Source organism: Kribbella sp. NPDC051952 (genome assembly GCF_040680855.1).
Lineage (GTDB): Bacteria > Actinomycetota > Actinomycetes > Propionibacteriales > Kribbellaceae > Kribbella.
On sequence record NZ_JBFAXQ010000003.1, the window covers coordinates 455,833 to 476,278 of the forward strand.

The following is a 20,446-nucleotide window of genomic DNA, read 5'->3' on the forward strand; positions in this document are numbered from 1 at the left end:
ATGCGTCTGACTGGTCGCGGGATCGCCGTACTCCTCGGGTCGATCGCCGCCTACGCAGTAGGAGAGCTCGCCGGGTACGCCGTGTTCCGCGCGCTGGCCGGGATCGGGCTGGGAGCGCTGATCGCGGCGACCGTGCTGACGGTGCGGCAGCCGCAGGTCACCGTACAGCGGGTGCTGTCACCGGATCGGGTCGAGCGTGGACGTCCGGCGCTGGCCACACTCCGAGTGCGGAACGAGGGCACCCGATGGCAAGCAGCCTTCGCAGCACACGATTCGGCCGGCCTCGAGCAGCAGGAAGTCCGGATCCGGCGGCTCGGTCCGGGGAGTGAGGCGACGTACCGGTATGAGCTGCCGACCTCGCGTCGCGGCCGGATCGCGGTCGGCCCGTTGACCTTGGAACGACGTGATCCGTTGGGGCTGGCGCGGAACAGCAAGGCAACCGGCGAGGTCGCGACGCTGTGGGTGCACCCGAAACGGCATCCGACCAAGACCGTCGTGGCCGGCCGTCCGCGGCATCACCACGTCGGGCGGACCGCGGACGACTCGCTGCGCGGCTCGGCCGACCTGCGCGATGTGCGTCCGTACGTCGTCGGCGACGAGGTGCGGCACCTGCATTGGAAGGCGACCGCGCGGACCGGGCAGTTGATGGTCCGCGACTATGCGGATCCCGACCAGCCCCGGCTCACCGTGCTACTCGACACCCGCAGCGAACCGTTGTCTGAGGCAACCTTCGAAGAAGCGACCGAGGTGGCGGCCTCGATCCTGTTCGCCGCGTCGACGGCCGGCCATCGCTGCCGGCTCGTCACCACGGCGGGCGCCGACCTGGCCGCTCCAGGTGGTGCGACGGCCTCCCGGATGTTCCTCGACGAGTTGTGTGTGGTCGAGCAACGGGACGACAAGTCCGGGTTGTTGCCGGCGGCACTCACCACTGGGGTGTCGGCCGGCGGTGCGATCGTCGTCGTTACCGGTGCGCGTGGTTCGGCCTCGGAGTTGGCTCCGCTGCTCAGTCGCTACTCCTCGGTGACCGTCCTCGGCCTCGGTCCGGCCCAGGGAGTCGCGCCGATCCTCGGTGCGCAGGTCATCCTCGGCACGACCGCGTCCGAAGCTCTCCAGCAGTGGACGGGGGTGCTGCAGTGAGTCGGCGTCGTACGGTCGCGGTCCTGGCCGGCGTACTCATCGGTGGGCTGTGTTTCGGGCCGGTGTTCGGGCTCGGCAATCTGTGGCTGCCGGTGGGTGCGGTGTGTCTGGTCACGTTCGTGGTCACCGAGATCTGCCGGCAGTGGCTGCCGTCCTGGCGGCCGTTGTTCGTGGTGGTCGCGGGATTGCTGGCGATCGTGGAAACGGTGCTCAGGACAACGACCACGGCCGGATTTCCCACGCTGGCGTCGATCCGGGCGATCGGGCACGGCCTGACCTCCTGGCGGTTGACGCTCGAGTCGACCTGGCCGGCCCGGCCGGATCCCGAGCTGGTGGTGTTCGTTCCGCTGCTGACGTTGGTGGCGTGCCTGCTGGCTGTGGAGTTACTCGATCGCGCGCCACCTCTGGTCGCGCTGATCCCCGGGATCGCGGTCGTCGGCGTCAGCCAGCTGTACATCGCGGCTGACGGATGGACCGCCGTACTGATCGCGGGCGCGCTCGGCCTGATCGTGGTCGCGTTGCTGATCCCGGACAACCTTGATTACCGCCGGATCGCGCCCTGGGTCGCGACCGCGGCGGTCACCGTAGCCGCCGTCGTCTGCGGACTCGTCATCGGTGCGCTCGATCCGGTCGGACGTGCGCCGTACTCGCTCCAGCAGGTCCAGTCGGCGACCGCGCCGGGGACCCGGCTGACGAGCCCGCTCGATGAACTGGGCAGCCGGGTGAGCACGGGCTCCCGCGATGATGTGGTGTTCCGGTACCAGTCGTCGCAGCCGGTCGATCGGTGGCGGCAGGTCGCGCTGGATGATTTCGACGGCGTGAACTGGACGACGGATCACCCGTTCCTGCGGATGGGTTCCACGTTGTCGCCGAGTTCGGCCATGGCCGTCTCGACCACGACCGAGCACGCGTCGGTCCAGCTCGACGACCTGGACGGCCCGTGGTTGCCCGGTCAGTTGCTTCCGGCAACTGTGGCCGGTGTGACCGAGCCGCAGGTCGAGCCGATCGGCAGCACGTTGATGGCCGACGTACGGCCGGATCACTACGACCTGACCTGGCGGAAGCCGACGGTCGACGCGCAGTACCTGCTCAGCGCCGGCATCGACGGGAACGCACCGGGCGGCCTTGCCGACCTCGTCGCGGTGCCGGCGGAGATCGCCGCAATCGACCCGCTGCAAGGCAAACGGGCCACCTTCGCGACCGCGATCGCGCTGGAGAAGTACATGCGCGACCACTACAAGCACGCCGTCGGCCCCACCCTGCCGAGCGGCTACGGCTGGCCGCAGCTGAAGACCTTCCTGGTCGACGACCAACCGGGCACGAGCGAGCAGTTCGCCGCCGGGTACGTCGCTCTCGCCCGGCTGAACGGGATCCCGGCCCGGCTCGTGGTCGGGTTCCGCGCACCGACGAAGGCGGACGCGGACGGGTACTACACGGTCCACAACCGGGATGCATACGCGTGGCCCGAGGTCGCGGTCGACGGCGTCGGTTGGTGGCCGCTCGATCCGGCCGAGGACGCGGCCAGCGGTAAGACGTCGGTGGCCGGGTCCATCGACGACATCACCAACCAGGCGCGGGCCGCCGTTCCGCCGGTGGAGAAGATCAAGGATCCGGACGTACCGCCGCAGACCGACAAGCAGGGCACGGACCCGACCTGGACGCCACCACGGCCTCCGCTGTTGGTCGTCTTCCTCGTGTCCGCGGGCCTGCTGCTGGCGTGGTTGCTCGGCGTACCGCTGTTGAAGTTCGTCCGTTCGTTGCGGCGTAGGCGTCGTACCGGCAGCGCGGCGGTGGTGGGGGCCTGGGCCGAGGCACGGGATCGGCTGCGGGCGCACGGCGTACCGGTGACTGCGGGGATGACGGTGCGGGACCTCGCTCATGCGGCCCGGGAGTTGCCGGACACGGCCGGCGGGCTGACCAGCGTCGCCCAGGCGGTCGACCGCGCGCTCTGGTCCGGTGGGCCGACCACGCCAGAGGTCAGTCACCAGGCTTGGTCAGGCGTGCACGACCTCCGGAAAGCGCTTCGCGCGCGGCCCTGGACGGATCGGCTGCAGGCCTCACTGGAGCTTCGCACGCTGTTCAGTCGTTGACGCCGCAGACGTCCGGGAACCGGTCAGTTCAGTAAGGCGCGCCGGGGTGCCGGACGCGGTAGTTTCCGGGTCGCATAGAGTCACCTCTGGCGCTACCGAACCGGATCGGAAGGACCGCGATGGCCGACGCAGAGAAGCCGCCGTACCCAGGCTTCGACATGAACAAGCCCAGCATCGCGCGGACGTACGACTACCTGCTCGGCGGCAAGGACAACTTCGCCGTGGACCGTGCGTTCGGGGACCGGTTCATCAACGACCTGCCCGGCTCCCGGCAGATCCCGTTCGACAACCGCGGCGCGCTGATCCGGGCCGTCCGCGAACTCGTCACGACCACGCCGGTGCGTCAGTTCATCGACCTGGGCAGCGGTCTGCCGACGGCGGACAACGTCCACCAGGTCGCCCAGCGGTACGCGCCCGAAGCGAAGGTCGTGTACGTCGACAACGATCCGATCGTGCTCGCCCACGGCCGGGCGCTGCTGGCGGAGAACGACAACACCGCCGTCATCCAGGCCGACCTGCGTGACCCGAAGGCGATCCTCGACCATCCGGACACCCAGCGGCTGATCGACTTCGGCAAGCCGGTCGCCGTGATGTTCAGCGCCACGCTGCACCACGTGAACGACGACGAGGACCCGGCCGGTCTGGTCCGGTTCTGGTACGACCAGATCGCCTCCGGTAGCCACGTCTTCATCAGCCACTTCCGCAGCGAGAACGACCCGCGCAGCCAGGAGCTGGAGCAGGTGCTGCAGGGATCCCTCGGCCGCGGCCGCTGGCGCACCGACGAGCAGATTCTCGCGTTGTACGGCGACGGTTTCACCGTCCTCGAGCCCGGCATCGTCCCGTCGGCCGAGTGGCGCAACCCGGAGGCCCCGGACGACCTCGGCGACTACCAGCGCCTGATCGCCACGGTCCTCGCGGTCAAGGACTGACCCGTCAGTCGTCCGCCTTCCAGAAGAACTTGTTCGACGTGTAGGTGCCTTCGGGTCCGGTGACCGTGACCCAGGTGAGCTGGCCGACCGCGCTGCACGGGAACTGGTCCGGGATCAGCAGCTGGCCCTTGTTGCTCGTCGTACCGGTGTAGCCGCCGTTGAAGTTGCCCCAGTCCTCGGTGTACGGCTTGACCGAGTAGGCCGTGTTCGGCTTCAGGTTCTCCAGACGGACCTGGATGAACGCGCAGTCGCCCGGAGGACACTTGTCGTACGACGTCCCTGCACCGCGGGAGGCGACGATCCGGGTGGTTGCGACGTCGTGGCCGATCGAGGCCGCGGACAGGCTGGCGTACTTGCCGACGACCTCCTGCCCGTCCGAAGCCCGGGTGATCGCGCGAACGTAGTACGTGTACTTCCGCCCGTCGACCAGCCCACTGATCGTTGCCGTCAGCCCGGTTGTGGTCTTGCTCGGTGGCGCGGTCCGCGAGTTGATGCTCACCTCGTAGCGGAGGAACGTGCCGTCGCCGAACGTCGGCTGGTCCCATTCAAGGCCGATCGAACCGCTGGTGCCGTCGGTCCTGACGAGTAGCTCGCGCGGCGACTCCGCCGGCGCCCACTTGAGCTCGATCCGGTTCGACCGGACCGCCGGTCCGGTGCCGACGCTGTTCACCGCGCTGACCGTGAAGTAGTACCCGGTCTTCGTCTTGAGGTTCGGGACGGACGCCGACAGGCCGGTGACAGTCGTCGATCCACCGGTCCAGCTCACCTTGTACGACGAGACCGTCGCCCCGTGCGCCGCAGCGGCCTTCCAGGTCACGGTCGCGCCGCCGTCGATGACGCGGGCCTGCACACCGACCGGCGCGCCGGGCTTGCCGGGCTTCGCAGTCGGCTGGTTGGTGGGCTTCTTCGCCGGCGGTGTTGTCGGGGGTGTCGTCTTCCGGGGTGGGGTCGTCCTGGTCGGATCCTGCCGAGGTGGCGTGGTCTTCTTCCCCGGGTTCGGCTTGTGCTCCGGCGGGGTCGACTTCTCACCGTTGCCCGGCTTGTTCGGCTGCTCGGGCTGGTGCGTCGGCGGCTGCGCCGGCTTGTGCGTGACGGGCCGCTCGGGCGTGACCGGGGGCTTCGGTGTCTTGCCGGGCGGAGGAGTGGTGGTCGGCTTCACCGTGGTCTTGCCTTGACCGGGCTTGCCGTTGCCGACGTCAACGACATCGGCCTTGCCGCCGCGGTCGACGACGATGACCCGGTCACCGGTCCCACTCTCGACGTATACCCGGGAGTCGTCACCGCGGTAGAGGTTCGGCTCCGGCTTGTCCTTGCCGCCGTCGGCCTGGCTCGGGATCTTCTTCTCGTCGATCTGCCGGCCGTCCGCGTCCAGCGTGACCAGAGCAGCGTTCTTGCGGTCCAGCAAGGCCAGGCCGTCGCCGGAGGACGCGACCCGGTCGTAGTGGCCCGGCGTGATCTTCTGGCTGATCGGTGCCTGCGGCTTGTCCCGATGGCTGATGTCAACCAGGTGGACGACGTTGTGTTCGGGATCGACGATCGCGACCCTGCCACGGACATCGTTGCCCGCCACCAGCGCGTCATCGGGTACGTCGTTGTCGCCGAGGCTCAGGTCCGTGCGGTTGTCGATGCCATCGCCCTTCAGCGAGTACACCTGCCCCGCGGTGAGGTCGACGAAGACCGCGCCTTCGCCGACCGCGGTCAACCCGCCCCTGTGACCCTTCGGAACCGAGGCCGGGCAGGACATCCGGTCCGCGGTCAGGGCCAGCTGGCACAGGTCGCCCTGGTCGGTCCGATGCACCCACAGCGTGCCGTCCGAGGTCACCACCGGATCGCCGAGCTTCCCGCCCGGGAAGGCGACCGTCTGCTTGTCACCGAGCCGTACGACCCGGCCGGAGTCCTTGTAGACCGCGAACGCCGCGCCCGCGGCCTCCAGGCCGACCGGCTGCTCGTTGGCGGCCGGAGCCTCAATCGGGTCCGCCACGGTCAGATCGGACTTGCCGAACTGGTCGATCCGGGACCGGGACAGCACGAACCCGCCCTTGTCCGTCTGCACGACCTGGGCACCCGGCGTGCCACCGGGGAGTTCGACGCCCTGGGCATCGACCTCGCGGGTCGCACCGTCCAGGTGGAAGACCTTGCCGACCACGCTGTTGTAGACGAAGTGGCCGGACTGGGTGAACTTCAGCCCGGTGTTCGGGTTGCCGGCGCCGGTCAGCACGACCACGCTCATCAACGCGACACACCCGGCCACCACGGCTGCGAGCCCGACGCGGGACTTCCGGCTGGAGCCGGCTTCGCGCGTGGAGCGACGCAGACGCCGGCGCGCCAGTTCGGTGAGCCGCCCGGGGCGGAGTCTGATCGGCTTCACCACCACAGCCTAGGTGACGAAGGTCCAGGACCGGTCCAGTTCCCGTCTAGGGGGTCAGCTCCGGGTGCAGGTCGCGCCCCGGATACCGAGCGGCTGGCTGATGAAGAACTCGACCCCATCGGTGCCCTGCACCTCGAAGCAGTACTTGAGCCCGGCGCTCACCTGGACGGTGAGGCTCGTCCCCGGGCCCTTGTACGTCGGCTGCGGCTGCTTGCTGCCCTGCTCGGCGACGAACACGTAGTACGTCAGTTTGCGCGGGAACGTCCAGTTCAGGACCACGGACGTGCCCTTGTCCTGCGGAGCGTTCAGCCGGATGCCCTGTTTGGGCACGGGCGTCGGTGTCACGGAGGCACTCGGCGTACTGATCGTTGGTGGCGGTTCCGTGGTGGTGTCGTCATCGCCAGGCTGGAGCATCACGGGTACGACGGCAACGAGTGCCAGGGCCGCACCCGCGCCGATCAGCAGGGTCTTGCTCGGGCGCCAGGACTTGCGAGCAACGATCGGTTTCGCCTGCCGGGGCTTGGGTTTGGGAGAGACCGTTGCTATCGGCACGCTTCGACCCGCGGCCAGTTCGTCGCGGAAGTCGTCGAAATCAAGGTCGTCCTCGGCGCCGGCCGCCGTACCGGCGAGCAACGACTCGAACTCGCCCACCACCGCTGCCGCCTCGGGACGCAGATCGGGGTCCTTCGCCATCATCCGCTGCAGCAGCGCGGACAACGCCGGCGGCACGTCCCGCCCCGACACCGCAGGGGGCGGCTCCCGCAACACCCGCAGGACAACGTCATCCGGCGATTCACCCGTCCGCGTCGGGAACGGCGGACCACCGGTCAGAGCCAGATACAGTACGGCGCCCAGCCCGTAGACGTCGGCCTGCTCAGACAATTCGCCGTCCCGCAGTACCTCCGGTGCCGTATACGCGGCATCACCCATCAGATCGCGCGGGAACCGTAACCGCAGTACCAACCCGAAGTCCGCCAGCGCAGGCTGTCCGTTGGGCCGCTCGAGAATGTTGGCCGGCGTCACCCCGCCATGCACCAGCCCGGCGTCGTGAGCCTCGGCGAGCACCGAGCTCAGGATCTGCCCGAGCACGATCACATCGCTGATCGGCAGCGGCCCGTTCGCGACCAGATCCGGCAGTGCCTGCGGGCAGAACTCCATCCGCAGCCCGGTCCGCCCGTCCGGCAGGTCGTCCAGCGACTCGATCCGCAGGATCGACGGCGCGCACCGCAGCCCGGCCAGCTTGGCCTGCTCGACCTCGATCCCGTTGTACGTCCGCCGATCCAGCGGCTGCGGATAGACCTTCAGTACGGCGGTCCGCCCACCGGCCGGCGGGGTCATCAGGAACACCGAGGCCACCGGCCCGGTGGCCCGCGGCACCAGCGCGTCGGGCGAGATCTCAGCCATCAGAGTCATTTTCGCATCCCACCTTCAGCCGGCGACGTCCAGACAGACACATCCATGGGCGAGGAGGTACCGCAGATCTCCGAGGATTTCGGCCAACGCGTCGACAGGCTCGGCCGTCTGCCCGAGCCGCGCGGTGACCGTGGCCCGGACCTCGCAGCTGTGCCAGAGCGTCGGCGCCACCGATCCCCACTGCCACAACTCGTAGCAGTCCGGATCGAGGATCGCGGCCGTCCCGAGCCCGGGTATCCCGACCGCATGCCCATCCAGCCGATCCGGTGCGTTCCCCAGGCCGATGAAGAGCACGTCCAGCCGATGCCGCTGCGCGAACTGCGTGGCCAGGAGCGAGTTGTCCTCGACGACCGCCAACAGCCCGGCGTCGGCCAGCCGCTCGACCTGCATCGCCGGATCATCCACGTCCGACTGGTCTGCCTGCTTGAGGACGTCGTCCACCGTCCACGCACCCTTGCCGCCTTCCGGCAGTCCATGCGCCATCACCCACACCGCAAAGGCATCCGCCCCGATCCGGTGCTGGCTCCACCCGACGCGTACGACGTGTTCCGGCGCATCCCCTTCTCCCGGGCGAACCCCGCCGTACTGGCCGATGGGGAACACCAACGCGCTCATCGCTTCCTCCGCCGGTCGAAGTACGCCGCCCGCACACACAGGAGCCCGTGCACCTGACCGAGTACGCCGGTCAGGACCTGCCGGGGATCCGTCTCCTCCGGACTCGTCGAGCCGACCTGCTCGGCCACCTTCGCCGCGTGATGGCAGCCGGTCCACAACTCCGGGGCGAGATGTGCCCAGACCCAGACGTCGTACACGGTGTTCGACACCTGCGCGATCGGCCGGTTCGTCAGGCCCACGCTCTGCAACCAGGGCTGATCCGGATCCGCGCCGAGCCCGTGCATCAAGGGGAACAGCTGATGCGCTTGGGCGAAGTCGATCGCAGCGTCCGCAGTCGGATCCACCGCCACCAGGAGTCCGTCGGCCAGGAACCGCTCGATCACGCCGTCGACCGGCAGGCCGAGCCGTTCGGCCCGCTCGGTCAGCGATGCCCGGGTCGGTCGATCCTCGTCATCGGCTCCGTGGGCCAACACCCAGACCGCGAACTCGGCATCGGCCAGCTCGAACAGCTCGACGCCGACCCGGACCTGCTGTCTGCGCTGGTCGGCGCCACCACTCCCGGAGTAGAGCACGCCGATGTCGTGCCCCACCGGGATCAACAGCTCCTGCTCGGTCACGGGTGCTCCTTCAGCTCTGTCCCGGTCAGGTTAGGGCGGTCCGGAGCGCCGTACCGGGCACGGCAGGAAGCTGACGCGGACCGTTGCCCGGGGCCCGGTCGGCCGATGGTTGAGGCACCGGCCGACAGCAGGAGCAGGGCCGATCTTCAGGGAAAGAGGGGTCGATGAACATCACAGGACTGGTCCGGGTCACGGTGTCCGCGCCGCAACGACGCGTCGACCTGGCTCTGCCCGAGCAGTCGTCGGTGGCCGAACTGGTGCCCGGCCTGCTCGCCAAGGCGGGCGAGCACCTGGCCGACGACGGCGTACCGGATGGAGGGTGGGTCCTTCGTCGCGCCGACGGTTCGCCGCTGACGCTCGGGCGCAGCCTCGGTTCACACCGGATCAGGGACGGCGAGGTCCTGCATCTGGTCCGTCGTGAGGTCGACTGGCCCGAGCTCGAGTACGACGACCTCGTCGACGCGGTCGCCCGTGGTTCGAGTCGGCTCGGTTCGGTCTGGACTGCCTGGCACACGCGGGCAGCGGGGCTGTGCGTTGCCGTGGCCGCACTGCTCACCGCCTTGGTCACCGTGCTCCGCGGCGGTGCGCCGTGGGCGGAGACGTCCGGTCGGCTGCTCTTGCTGACGTTGCTTCTCGTCGGCGCGGCCGTCGTACTGGCGAGGGTGGTCGGCGACTCCGGAGCGGGCGCAATCGTTGGTGGAATCAGCCTGCCGTTCGCGGCGGCTGGTGGTGGTCTGCTGCTGGCCGGGACCGACGGCGCGCCGGCGATCGGCGCACCACAGTTGCTGGCGGCATCGGCCGCCGTACTGGTCGTTGCGGTTGCTTGTTACGTCGGCGTGGTCGACGGCGCAGCCTTCTTCGCGGGCGCGATCGCTGCGGGGGTCCTTGGCGTCATCAGCGGCTGGATCGGTACGTCGAGCGCATTGGGTGGCGCCGATGTGGCAGCAATCGTTGGCCCGGCGCTGCTCGGGTTCTCGCCACTGCTGGCACCACTGGCGCTCCGGATCGGTCGCCTGCCCATGCCGATCCTGCCGCGCAGCACCGCGGACCTCGTCCGCGACGATCCACTGCCACCACGCCGTCAGGTGTACGGCGCAGTCGTTCGCGCCGACGGGCTGCTCACCGGAATGCTCGGCGCCCTCCTGGTCACGGAGACGGTCTGCCTGATCCATCTGCTCCGCGAGGAAAGCCGCTCAGCGACCGTCCTCGTCGGCCTGCTGACCGTCGGCTGCCTCATCCGCTCTCGCCTGTACCCGATCGTCAAGCAGCGATTGATGCTCCTGCTACTCGGCCTGGTCGGTGCGGTCGGTCTGGCGATCGGCCCGCTGAGCCACCAGTACGCCGATGCCGTGCCGGTCGTGGTTCCACTGGTCTGCGCCGTCGCCGCAGCGGCCATCTTCCTAGGCCTGCGCTACAGCACCAGACCGCCGAGCCCCTACTTCGGCCGGTACGCCGAGATCCTCGAAGTACTGATCACCCTGGCCCTGATTCCGGTCGCCTGTGCCGTGCTCGGCCTCTACGGCATCGTCCGCGGATTCGGAGGCTGAGATGGCGACCCGCAAGGATCAGCTGCAGTCCCACCAGTTCTCGGTCCAGCGGATGGTGTCGGCGCTGGTGACGCGTGAGTCGGATCCCGAGCAACCACCCTTCAAGCGTTCCACCGGAGCGGCCTTCGGCAGCGTCGCGATCGCGGTTGTCGCACTGGCCGGCGTGTGGGTCTACGGAATGGTCGTCCCCGGCGGCAGCAAAGCCTGGGCGACCGGCGACGCCGTCATCGTCGAGAAGGAGACCGGCACCCGATTCGTCTATGTCGACGGCCATCTGCACCCGGTCACCAACTACACCTCGGCGTTGCTTGCCTTGGGCAAATATGCGGAGACCCGCCGGATCTCGGCGAAGTCGCTGCGCGGCGTCCCGAGGGGACCACTCATTGGCATCGAGGACGCACCCGACGCGCTGCCACCGAAGAACCGGTTGCTGGCCGGTGGGTGGACCCTGTGCTCGCAGCCCGCTCTCGACGCCACCGGTGCCAGCACCAGCGAGTCCGTGCTGATGGTCGGTCAGCAGCCGGCCACCGGGCAGCCGATGAGTGACACGGCGATGCTCGTCCAGGTGATCGAGACCGGCGACCAATACCTGATCAGCAAGGGCTACCGGCACAAGATCGCCAGGGCCGACATGGTCACGGTCGGGCGAGCGCTCGCCGCGAAACCCTGGGCCCGGGTCGGTGCGGCCTTCGTCGCTGCGCTCCCGGACGGGCAGCCGATCGCGCCGATCAAGCCGGCCGGCATCGGTCTGCCGTCGCAAGCGATCCCGGACCGCCCGGCCACCCGGATCGGCCAGTTGTTCATGGTACGAACGGCCGCTGGGACTCTGCAGTACTACCTCGCGGCCAAGGATCGCCCGATCGCGATCTCGCCGCTGCAGTACGACGTACAACGTGCGTACGAACCGATGCGGGCGGCGTACGGCGGTAAGTCGCCACGAGCCATCGAGCTCGGTCTGCTCTCCGTAGGGCAGGCGGTTCAGCCGGACTCGGACAGTGATCCCGGCCGGGCGCCACACACCTGGCCCGAGTTCGTCGCGCCTCGGGACGGACAGGGGACCGTTTGCGCGGCGTTCGCCCCCGGTAGCGCGCTGCCGCAGATCACGGTCGATCCGCGGATGCCGCCGCGTGATCCGGCCACCGCGACCGCTCACCGCGAGCCGATCGGTACGCCGTTGGCCGATCGCGTGCTCGTCTCACCGGGCTCGGCGGCCGTGGTCGAGGCGATGCCGACCAATCGCGCGCCGGCCGGGACGGTGTCGATCGTCACCGACATGGGCCGCAACTACCCACTGGCGAAGCCGGAGGTACTCGAGGTGCTCGGCTACAAGGACATCGTACCGGTGCGGATCCCGGCCGCGCTGGTCAGCCGGATCCCGTTGGGCAGTGGACTGAACCCGGCCACGGCGACCCGGTCGGTCCAGTAGCCCAAGGCAACGAAACGTCCCGGCCGTGCTGGCCGGGGCGTTCGTTCGTGCGGTTCAGTGGGACAGGCGGCGTACCGGGGCCGGAGCCGCGTCCGGTGTGTCGACGGTCCACAACTCGTCGTCGAGGACTTCCAGGGTGTCGGACTCCGCCTTGACCCGCCGTTGCGGCTTGGCCGCGGCCTGGAAACTGGCGGGCCGGCCGGACTTACCCTGCAGACCTTCCGGTACGCCGGGTGGCGCGCCGGCCGGCCGCTTCCGCTCCCGGCCACCGGCCCGGATCGCTCCGGACCCCGGCTTGCCGCCACTGTTGCCCGCGCCGCCCATGCCACCGCCCATCGGCGGCATCATCGGTGGGACGCCACCGCCGCCGGCGCCGGCCGGACCTGCCGTGCCGGTTCCGATACCCGACGGCAGAGCCGGTGCCTGACCGCTCCCAACAGGCGCGGCCGGTGACATCTTGGCCGCCTGCGCGATCTGCTGCTCCCCGTTGACCAGTCCGCCGGTTGGCTTGCCCAGCTCGGCGTGCTTACCCAGACCGCCGATCCCGCCGGTGCCGATCCCGCCGCCGATCCCGCCGCCGATCCCGCCCTTGCCGAGGCCCCCACCGATTCCGCCACCGCCGATCCCGCCGGGGATGCCGCCGGTGGGGATCCGTGCGGCGTTGTTCGCCGCGGGGGAGAGGAGACCGGGAGTGATCGGTGCCAACGGCATACCGACCGGTGGCGAGGACGACGGCATCGGCATGTTGGATCCCGGCACCATCGGCACGCCCGTCAGCGGTGGCGGGGTCAGCGTCTGACTTCCCGCCAGCCCTGGCCCGGTGGGCACTCCGCCACCCGGCAGCTCGCCACTGGGCTGCTCCCCGCCAGGCTGTACCGCCCCGGCCTGGTCGCCGCCCGCCTGCTCACCACCGGCTTGCTCTCCACCCGCCTGCTCTCCGCCCGCCTGCTCTCCGCCCGCTTGCTCGCCGCCGGCTTGGTCGCCGCCGGCCTGTTCCCCGCCAGCCTGCTCTCCGCCGGGTTGCTGTCCACCGCCCCCGGCCTGCTGACCGCTCGGTCCACCCGGCGAACCTCCAGGCGCCGACGTCTTCCCGGTCGGTCCGACCCACTTCAACTGCTGAGCCGCATCCAGGATCTGCCGGCCGATCGACTCGTACGACGTGTTCTGCGTCGTCAGCAGCCCACCCGTCGCCTGGACGCCGGGCAACGCCGCCTTGACTGCCGCCGCCTCCTCAGCCGCGGCGGACACGTACTCCAGATGCCCTTCGACCGTCCCGATCTTCTGTCCGTTCGGGTACTGATCGAGGAACTCCTGCCAGGCCGCGTGGACGGCCTCGACGCTCTTGCGGGCGCTGTCCGTGGTCGTCGTCATGTAGCGGACCAGGTCGGTGCACATCATCTCGATGGTGCCGCGGCCCTGCCCGGGTCCGCCCGCCTCGACGCCGTCGATCGCGCCGGCCGAACTGACCATCGCACTCTGAGTGGCATCGCTGGCGCTCTCGAACTTCACCGACTCGCGCTTGCTGGTCCAGCCCTGCATGAGCTCACCGGCCGCGCTCTTGAAAGAGTCCGCCATCGTGTGAACGCCCTGGCCGGTCGCACTCCACAACGGACCCTCTTGGGTCAGGGTCTTGCCGGTGGTGTCCAGTTCGGCCTGGGCCACGTTGGCCATCGCCACCGCGGCCTCGCGCAGTACGGCGAACGTCGTCGCCATCGTCGCCTTCTGGATGGAATCTGCTGGTTCGTTCGCCATCAGTGGCCTCCGTCCTTGGATGACCGCACGGTCTCGACGGCTTTCATCAGTCCGGTCGTCGCGGACCCGAACTTCGTGTGCTCGGCACCGACGGCGGTCATCACGGTCTCGTAGCCCTGCAGGCCGGTGTTGGTCGCGTCGATGTACTCCGCCCGGAGCTGGCCGGCCTGGTCCAGCTGCCCGATCAGGCCCGGGCTTCCACTCAACGGCCCTGGGGTCCCGGGTTCGGCCGACCGCGCCTGGCCGGTGGTGCCCCGGAACGCACTGCCGTTGTTCTCGATGGTCGAGGCGAAGCGGGTGAAGATCGCCGGTGAGGTGATGCCGATGTCGGGCTGGTCACCGGCCTGGTTGGGAGTGCCCATCGTGAGCATCCTTTCTGGTTGTCTGACGACATCCGATGGCTCATTCGTCCACCGGGGCTTGGGTGAGCTGGATCAGCCGGCTGCTGCCCTGGCGGGCGATCAGCCAGCCACGGCCGGGCGGAAGTGGCTGTGGCCGTAGGCCCCCGAGCAGCGGGCCTTCCTCGCGGCCGCCGGACATCATCAGTCCGGGCGAGCCGACATCGCGGAGACGGGCGAGCACCGGCTCGAAGAAGCCGCGGCCGGCGCCGCCGATCCGCCGGGTCACGATCACCCGAAGGCCGATGTCGGAGGCCTGGGCGATGTACGGCATCAGCGGCATCAGCGGATGGCCTTCGGCCGCGGCGACCAGGTCGTAGTCGTCGACCAGCAGGAAGAGATCGGGTCCGCGCCACCACGACCGGTCCCGCAGCTGTTGCGGCGTCACCTCAGGACCGGGCAGCCGCGCCTCGAGTGCGTGGCAGGCATCGGAGATGAGCTGCGCGCTGTTCTGGTGGTTGGTGCCGTAGCCGATCAGGTGGTCGCCTTCGACGCCGCCGATCAGGCTGCGCCGGTGGTCGATCACGAGCAGCCGAGCCTGATCCGGTGCGTAGGTTTGCTGCACCCGCCGGGCCACACCGCGCAGGAAGCTGCTCTTCCCGACGCCCGTGTCACCGAGCACGATGAAGCACGGATGGGCATCCGGATCGAGCCGGACGGGGGACAGATCGCTCTCCGCGATACCGATCGCGAGGCCGCGCTCGGTGTCGCTCTGACCGTCGAGCTCCTCGAACGGCAGGCTGCCCGGGAGAAGCCGGACCACCGGTGCCGGCGCTGCGCTCCAGGCCGACCGGATCCGTTCCACCAGGGCCGCCATCCCGGTCGCCCGGTCGCTCGAAGCGGCGTCCATCCGCGGCTGGGCCATCAGGAAGTGATGTTTGCTGCTCGTCACCCCACGACCGGGTGTGTTGGCCGGTACGAGCGTCGCCGTCCGCCGATCCACCATCGAGTCGGTCGGATCGCCGAGATGCAGTTCGAGCCGGGTCCCACACAGGTCGCGCACGTTGGTCCGCAGGTCGAACCACCGGGCCGCGCCGATCATCAGGTGAACGCCGTACGCGAGTCCGCGGGTGGCGATGTCGGCCAGCACCGGTTCGAGATCGTCGAATTCGTTGCGGATCGTCAGCCAGCCGTCCACGACGAGGAACACGTCGCCGTACGGCGAATCGGCGTACGCACCGTTCCTCCGCAGGTGCCGGTACGCCGCCATCCCGTCGATCCCCGACTGCGAGAACTCACGCTCGCGGGCCGCGATGATGCCGATCACCTCGGCGATGGTCCGGCGTACGGCGTTGACGTCCTGACGGCCCGCCACCCCGCCGACGTGCGGTAGCCCGCGGAGGCCGCCGAGCACGCCACCACCGAAGTCCAGGCAGTAGAACTGGACTTCGCGGGGAGTGTGGGTCAGGGCGAGGCCGGTGATCACGGACGCGAGCGCGGTGCTCTTGCCGCTCTGCGGACCGCCGACAACGGCGACGTGGCCACCGCTCGCGGACAGGTCGAGCGTGAGCGGATCGCGGCGTTGCTCGAGCGGCCGGTCGACGATCCCGGCGATCGTGGTCAGGCTGCCCGCGAGCTCGGCGGGACCCGCCATCAGGCCACGGTCGGAGGTGATCGTCGGTGCGCCGAGTACCTCGTCCAGGCCGGGCGACTTGTCCAGCGGCGGCAGCCAGATCTGGTGGGCCATCGTTCCTTGCCCAGCCAGTCGATCAACGAGGATGTCCATCAGCGATTCGCCGATGGCGTCGTCGAACGCGTCGTCAACGGTAGGCTGCTCGGCGTCCTCGTCCTCGACCTCGGCGGCGACGTACGAACTGGTGTAGTCGTGCAGGATCAGCGAGTTGTCCGCAGCAACAGGCAAAGCACCGGCCACCGGCCGACGATGTACGCCGGACACGTAGGCGGCGCGGAACCTGTCGAGCTCCTCGGTCCCGACCCGGAGGAAGCCGTGACCAGGTGCCCTCGGCAACCTGAACGCGTCACCGATGCCGAGCACCGTCCGGCTGTCCATGTCGGAGAACGTGCGCAGCCCGATCCGGTACGAGAGGTGCGCCTCGAGCCCGCGCAGCCGGCCCTCGTCCAGCCGCTGGCTGGCGAGCAGCAGGTGGACGCCGAGCGATCGGCCGACCCGGCCGATCTGGACGAACATCTCGATGAAGTCCGGCCGGATCGTCAGCAGCTCGCTGAACTCGTCACAGATCACAAACAACGTCGGGACCTCCGGCAGCGGCGCGCCGGCAGCACGTGCCTTCTCGTAGTCGCGCAACGACGAGAAGTTGCCTGCGGCCCGTAACAGCTCCTGCCGGCGGATCAGCTCGCCGTTGATCGCATCCGTCATCCGGTCGACCAGGTGCAACTCCTCGGCCAGGTTGGTGATCACCGCGCTGGTGTGCGGCAACTTGTCCAGCCGGGTGAAGGTCGCGCCACCCTTGAAGTCGATCAGGGCGAAGTTCAGCGACCGGGGCGGATGAGTGATCGCGAGAGCGAGGACGAGGGTGCGCAGCAGCTCGCTCTTGCCCGAGCCGGTCGCACCGATCAGCAGGCCGTGCGGGCCCATCCCTTCCTGGGCGGACTCCTTCAGGTCCAGCTCGATCGCCTGACCGTCCGGGCGAATCCCGAACTTGACCCGGAGCCGGTCCCGGTTGGGCCGCTGGATCCAGGTGTCCGTCGGGTCGAAGTCGTAGGGATCGCCGAGGTCGAGCAACTCCGCGAGCCCGAGGTCCGCGGTCAGGGACTGTTCACCGATCGAACCCACGGTCAGCCGCAGCGGCGCCAGTTGCCGGGCCAAGCCTTCCGCGCTGACCAGATCCAGCTCGTCCGCGACTCCCAGCCGTGCGTCGCCGTCCATGGTCTCGCTGGTCAGCGCACCGTCGGCGTCGACATCCAGGATGATCGCGCCGCTGTCGGTCGCTCGGGGCGGTACCGAGCTGAGGTCGATGACGGTGACCCCTTCGAGGCCCGGACCGACCAGGAGGTGATCGGATCCGTCGGCGATCCCCCCGTCGATGACCACGATCAGGTGCGGCCCCGGAAGCCGTGTATCGGATTGCGGATCGAAGCGGGGCCGGTTCGCCAGTACGTCGTCCAGCATCGCCTCGATCGCGGTGATCGAGCCGGCCAGTAGTCGCAGTGGTCCGAGTGCGTCGGAGCGGTCCGGATGGAGTGCATGCGGCAACCACTTGACCCAGTCCCACTCCGACCGTACGTCGTCGCCTGCGCAGACCGCGACGCGCAGGTTGTCGGGTGCCTGCAGAGTGACGAGTTGGGCCAGCATCGCCCGTACCAGCGCCGCCGAACGGGTCCGGTCACCCAGCAGGTAGATCCGGGCGAACCCGGTCACGGCCATCGCGATCGGCAACCCGGGGACGGTCGCGTACGTGGACACGAAACGCCGCAACGCCAACGCAGACAGGGGTTCCAGCCGCTCGAGCGGTTGGGTGTCCGGCGATACGATGGTGACCGCCGGACCCTGTGGACCGACACCGATCCGGGCGATCCCGAAGTCGGCGTCGTCGCGGCGTCGCTCCCACAACCGATAGCTACCGGCCAACGCCCACAGGCTGCTGGGCTCGGGATGCACGTAGAACAAGGTGGTTCGCTGCTGGTCGATCGAGCGGCTGAGCCGGGTCCGGTGCTGGGCCAGCTGGCGAAGATAGGTCCGGCGGGCGGTCCCCATCTCGGCCTTTCCGCCGCCGGACCTGGCCAGCACGCCGACCAGGATCATCCCGACCATGGCCAGCCCGAACAGGCCGAAGATGACGTAACGCAGGCCGCCCGCGATGCTGCCGGAGAACATCAGCATCATCGCGCCCATCATCGCGACCATGGGCACGACCATCATCGCCTGCATCCACTGCCGGCCACCGGGCTCGGGCACCTCGGGTGGTGCCGAGAGCAACAATTCGCCGGTGGGCAGCTCGGGAGCCGGGCGTCGCTCGGGCCGTCGGACCACCATCGTCGCCATGCCGAACCTCGTTTCTCGCCGGGATCTGTCCCGATCATCACGGCGCGCGGCCCGGGTTTCGGCGTACTGGCAGGAACGTGCCGTAGGCACCGTCGGCGGTCCACCGGTTCCTACCGTCGAAGACGGTCCTATCCATCCATGAAAGGAATCGACCGATGGCCCACTCCTTCATCCATGTCTTCTCCGGAGACGTGAGCAGACTCGGCACGCACGCCGATCACACCGCCGACCAGCACCAGGCGCACGTCGGGCGGTACGTGTCCGAGACCGACATGCTGGGTTCGTCGTTCCAGTGCACCGCGGCCGACATCAACCAGCAGGGCGTCATGAACGCCTCCGACCGCACCAAGCTGCACTCGATCGAGCGCGGTCGCAACGAGGCCTCCGGGCTGTACCAGTCGGCGAACCTGGTCGACGGCGCGATCGGGCACACCACCCAGCTGATGATGCAGCAGCTGAACCTCTGATCATCCGTCCCTGACGAAAGGATCACTCATGCAGAGCGACTTCATGATGCAGAAATTCGAGGGTGTCTTCGCAGCCGGTACCGGCTACAAGGGCATCGGCCAGGCCCAGGGCGAGACCGCTGGCGACCACATGTCGACAATCAACGCGGCCGGTGCGAACTGGACCAGCCCCGAGTTCCTCGAGCTGCACGGCAACATGCTGGCGATGACGAACGACGGCCTCGACGAGAGCCAGCGGACCATCAGCCGTGGTGACGCGACGATCGGTTGTGGTGAACTCGGCCAGGCGTGCTCGAGCCAGGTCTCGGGCATCCTCAGCGCCCTGTAAGGCCGTACAACCAGTGAGCCTCGGCCGAGCAGTCGGCCGAGGCTCACAGCTCTGTGGGGTGGCTCAGTCGCGATCGCCCGCGAACAGGTACTCCGGTGGAAGATCGTCCGGGCGACCGGACGCGCCGGCCCGCACGATCGGGGTACGCGCTGCCGCCCAGCGCCGACGGCGGCCGGCGAGCAGGATGCTGCTGAGCAGAGCCACCACCAGAGCGGCTCCCGTTGCGAGCAACGTCAGCTCGCGGGCGCGATCACCGGCCGATCGCCACCACCCCAGGACAGCCAGCTTCTGCTGGTCGGGTGGCGGTATCGTCATCCCCGGGATCTTCTTCGCCGGTGCGACGATCAGCCCCTCGGTCACAGCCCGGTAAGGGTCGACGATGCCGGCGCCGTACTCCACACTGTCGCGACCGCCGCGCGCTGGTGTCGCGGTCGCCTTCAGTCGCTGGATCACCTGTGCTGCCGTGAGTTTCGGCCACGCGGACCGGACGAGTGCGGCGGTCGCCGCGACGAAGGGCGTGGCGAAGCTGGTCCCGGACACGTAGGCATGCCCGGTCCGGCGGGTGGCCGCGAGTACGCCGTCACCGGGCGCCATCAGGTCGACGTACGGACCGATCTGGGAGTCCTCGGAGCGCGCGCCGGCCATGTCGACCGAGCCGACTCCCAGTACGCCGGAATAGGCGGCCGGGTACGACGGCAACGATCCGGCGCTGTTGCGTTGATCGTTGCCCACGGCAGCGACCACGACGACGTCTTTGCGGACGGCGTACGCGACGGCCTTGCGGACCGGGGCTTGATCCTGGTCGCCGGCCATTGACAGGTTGATCACCTTCGCGCCGGCGTTGACGGCGTACACGATGCCTCTGGCAAGGACATTCGGATCGACGTAGCGGACGCCGCCGGTGTCCACAGTCTCCCGATCGGTCACCCGGACCGGCAGGATGCGCGCGCCGGGGGCGACGCCGCGGAACCCGACCCCGGCGGTGGCATCGGCGACGATGATGCTCGCGACACCGGTGCCGTGTGAGACACAGTCGAAGTTCCCGGGCAGGTTGCCGACCAAGAAGAAGTCGCGGCCGGGCAATACCTTGCCGGGTCGGTGCAGCTGCGGATGGTCGGCGTCGACGCCGGAGTCCACCACGGCCACAGTCACTCCGGTGCCGGTCGTGTAGGGCCAGGCACGTTGGGGCATCAGCGCGTCCTGGGCCCACGGCAACAATCGGACCGCTTTGCGTCCCGGTTCCGGATTGGAGCACGCGCCCTTGGGTGGCGCGGCTGCAGCGGTCGCGGGCAGGAGGGCAGGGACCAGCAGTCCGCCGGCCAGCAGACCTGATGCCAGTGATCGGATCCGTGTGATGGTCACCCGAGCATCGTCGGGGCCGCGCGTCTGACCTCA

At 69.2% G+C, this 20,446-nt stretch carries 15 protein-coding genes; 7 read left to right on the forward strand and 8 right to left on the reverse strand.

The window, feature by feature from the left end; all coding sequences use genetic code 11:
* The 3 genes from AB0L70_RS09255 to AB0L70_RS09265 all read left to right on the forward strand — a co-directional run bounded on the left by AB0L70_RS09255 (position 1) and on the right by AB0L70_RS09265 (position 4,156).
* Positions 1-1,137, forward strand: a complete 1,137-nt coding sequence (locus AB0L70_RS09255) for a DUF58 domain-containing protein (RefSeq protein WP_363681766.1) — start codon at positions 1-3, stop codon at positions 1,135-1,137.
* Complete coding sequence (locus AB0L70_RS09260) at positions 1,134-3,227, forward strand: DUF3488 and transglutaminase-like domain-containing protein (protein ID WP_363681768.1); 2,094 nt, start codon at positions 1,134-1,136, stop codon at positions 3,225-3,227. Before AB0L70_RS09255 ends, AB0L70_RS09260 begins: the two co-directional genes overlap by 4 nt.
* A 119-nt stretch (positions 3,228-3,346) precedes the next feature.
* Positions 3,347-4,156, forward strand: a complete 810-nt coding sequence (locus tag AB0L70_RS09265; RefSeq protein ID WP_363681770.1) for an SAM-dependent methyltransferase — start codon at positions 3,347-3,349, stop codon at positions 4,154-4,156.
* A 4-nt stretch (positions 4,157-4,160) separates the two neighbouring features.
* On the opposite strand, the gene AB0L70_RS09270 is transcribed toward AB0L70_RS09265, so the two are convergent.
* Genes AB0L70_RS09270 through AB0L70_RS09285 form a run of 4 tightly spaced genes read right to left on the reverse strand, consistent with a single transcriptional unit; the run spans position 4,161 to position 9,169 of the window.
* On the reverse strand, positions 4,161-6,524 hold the full coding sequence (locus tag AB0L70_RS09270) for a fibronectin type III domain-containing protein (RefSeq protein WP_363681772.1): 2,364 nt from the start codon (positions 6,522-6,524) through the stop codon (positions 4,161-4,163).
* Positions 6,525-6,578: 54 nt separating this feature from the next.
* Positions 6,579-7,928 carry a protein kinase gene (locus tag AB0L70_RS09275; RefSeq protein ID WP_363681774.1) on the reverse strand — a complete coding sequence of 450 codons (1,350 nt, stop codon included), beginning with the start codon at positions 7,926-7,928 and terminating at the stop codon, positions 6,579-6,581.
* A gap of 24 nt (positions 7,929-7,952) precedes the next feature.
* Positions 7,953-8,552: a hypothetical protein gene (locus AB0L70_RS09280; RefSeq protein ID WP_363681776.1), complete on the reverse strand. Its 600-nt coding sequence runs from the start codon at positions 8,550-8,552 to the stop codon at positions 7,953-7,955.
* The gene (locus AB0L70_RS09285) at positions 8,549-9,169 is read right to left on the reverse strand and encodes a hypothetical protein (RefSeq protein ID WP_363681778.1); all 621 of its coding nucleotides are present in this window, start codon (positions 9,167-9,169) and stop codon (positions 8,549-8,551) included. The genes AB0L70_RS09280 and AB0L70_RS09285 overlap by 4 nt, the downstream gene beginning before the upstream one ends.
* Before the next feature lie 164 nt (positions 9,170-9,333).
* Here AB0L70_RS09285 and eccD point away from each other — a divergent pair, with 164 nt between their 5' ends.
* Positions 9,334-10,716 carry a type VII secretion integral membrane protein EccD gene (gene eccD, locus AB0L70_RS09290; RefSeq protein ID WP_363681780.1) on the forward strand — a complete coding sequence of 461 codons (1,383 nt, stop codon included), beginning with the start codon at positions 9,334-9,336 and terminating at the stop codon, positions 10,714-10,716.
* Position 10,717: 1 nt separating this feature from the next.
* Positions 10,718-12,142 (forward strand): type VII secretion protein EccB, encoded by a 1,425-nt coding sequence (eccB, locus tag AB0L70_RS09295; RefSeq protein ID WP_363681782.1) that lies wholly within the window; start codon positions 10,718-10,720, stop codon positions 12,140-12,142.
* A gap of 54 nt (positions 12,143-12,196) precedes the next feature.
* Here eccB and AB0L70_RS09300 read toward each other — a convergent pair whose 3' ends face one another.
* Genes AB0L70_RS09300 through eccCa form a run of 3 tightly spaced genes read right to left on the reverse strand, consistent with a single transcriptional unit; the run spans position 12,197 to position 18,256 of the window.
* The gene (locus AB0L70_RS09300) at positions 12,197-13,894 is read right to left on the reverse strand and encodes a hypothetical protein (protein ID WP_363681784.1); all 1,698 of its coding nucleotides are present in this window, start codon (positions 13,892-13,894) and stop codon (positions 12,197-12,199) included.
* The gene (locus tag AB0L70_RS09305) at positions 13,894-14,256 is read right to left on the reverse strand and encodes a hypothetical protein (protein ID WP_363681786.1); all 363 of its coding nucleotides are present in this window, start codon (positions 14,254-14,256) and stop codon (positions 13,894-13,896) included. Before AB0L70_RS09305 ends, AB0L70_RS09300 begins: the two co-directional genes overlap by 1 nt.
* A 40-nt stretch (positions 14,257-14,296) precedes the next feature.
* Positions 14,297-18,256, reverse strand: a complete 3,960-nt coding sequence (eccCa, locus tag AB0L70_RS09310) for a type VII secretion protein EccCa (RefSeq protein WP_363681788.1) — start codon at positions 18,254-18,256, stop codon at positions 14,297-14,299.
* Positions 18,257-18,411: 155 nt separating this feature from the next.
* On the opposite strand from eccCa, the gene AB0L70_RS09315 reads away from it, so the two are divergent.
* Positions 18,412-18,723: a hypothetical protein gene (locus AB0L70_RS09315; RefSeq protein WP_363681792.1), complete on the forward strand. Its 312-nt coding sequence runs from the start codon at positions 18,412-18,414 to the stop codon at positions 18,721-18,723.
* A 28-nt stretch (positions 18,724-18,751) separates the two neighbouring features.
* Entirely contained in the window at positions 18,752-19,051 is a 300-nt protein-coding gene (locus AB0L70_RS09320) for a hypothetical protein (RefSeq protein WP_363681795.1), read from the forward strand.
* A 63-nt stretch (positions 19,052-19,114) separates the two neighbouring features.
* Here AB0L70_RS09320 and mycP read toward each other — a convergent pair whose 3' ends face one another.
* Positions 19,115-20,413, reverse strand: a complete 1,299-nt coding sequence (mycP, locus tag AB0L70_RS09325) for a type VII secretion-associated serine protease mycosin (RefSeq protein WP_363681797.1) — start codon at positions 20,411-20,413, stop codon at positions 19,115-19,117.
* Positions 20,414-20,446 lie beyond the last annotated feature (33 nt).

Excerpts from the sequence above, each read along its gene's own strand:
- AB0L70_RS09255 (WP_363681766.1), top strand. The coding sequence starts at position 1 with ATGCGTCTGACTGGTCGCGGGATCGCCGTACTCCTCGGGTCGATCGCC.
- AB0L70_RS09265 (WP_363681770.1), top strand. The coding sequence starts at position 3,347 with ATGGCCGACGCAGAGAAGCCGCCGTACCCAGGCTTCGACATGAACAAG.
- AB0L70_RS09275 (WP_363681774.1), bottom strand. The coding sequence starts at position 7,928 with ATGGCTGAGATCTCGCCCGACGCGCTGGTGCCGCGGGCCACCGGGCCG.
- AB0L70_RS09280 (WP_363681776.1), bottom strand. The coding sequence starts at position 8,552 with ATGAGCGCGTTGGTGTTCCCCATCGGCCAGTACGGCGGGGTTCGCCCG.
- eccD (WP_363681780.1), top strand. The coding sequence starts at position 9,334 with ATGAACATCACAGGACTGGTCCGGGTCACGGTGTCCGCGCCGCAACGA.
- eccB (WP_363681782.1), top strand. The coding sequence starts at position 10,718 with ATGGCGACCCGCAAGGATCAGCTGCAGTCCCACCAGTTCTCGGTCCAG.
- AB0L70_RS09300 (WP_363681784.1), bottom strand. The coding sequence starts at position 13,894 with ATGGCGAACGAACCAGCAGATTCCATCCAGAAGGCGACGATGGCGACG.
- AB0L70_RS09305 (WP_363681786.1), bottom strand. The coding sequence starts at position 14,256 with ATGGGCACTCCCAACCAGGCCGGTGACCAGCCCGACATCGGCATCACC.
- eccCa (WP_363681788.1), bottom strand. The coding sequence starts at position 18,256 with ATGGCGACGATGGTGGTCCGACGGCCCGAGCGACGCCCGGCTCCCGAG.
- AB0L70_RS09315 (WP_363681792.1), top strand. The coding sequence starts at position 18,412 with ATGGCCCACTCCTTCATCCATGTCTTCTCCGGAGACGTGAGCAGACTC.
- AB0L70_RS09320 (WP_363681795.1), top strand. The coding sequence starts at position 18,752 with ATGCAGAGCGACTTCATGATGCAGAAATTCGAGGGTGTCTTCGCAGCC.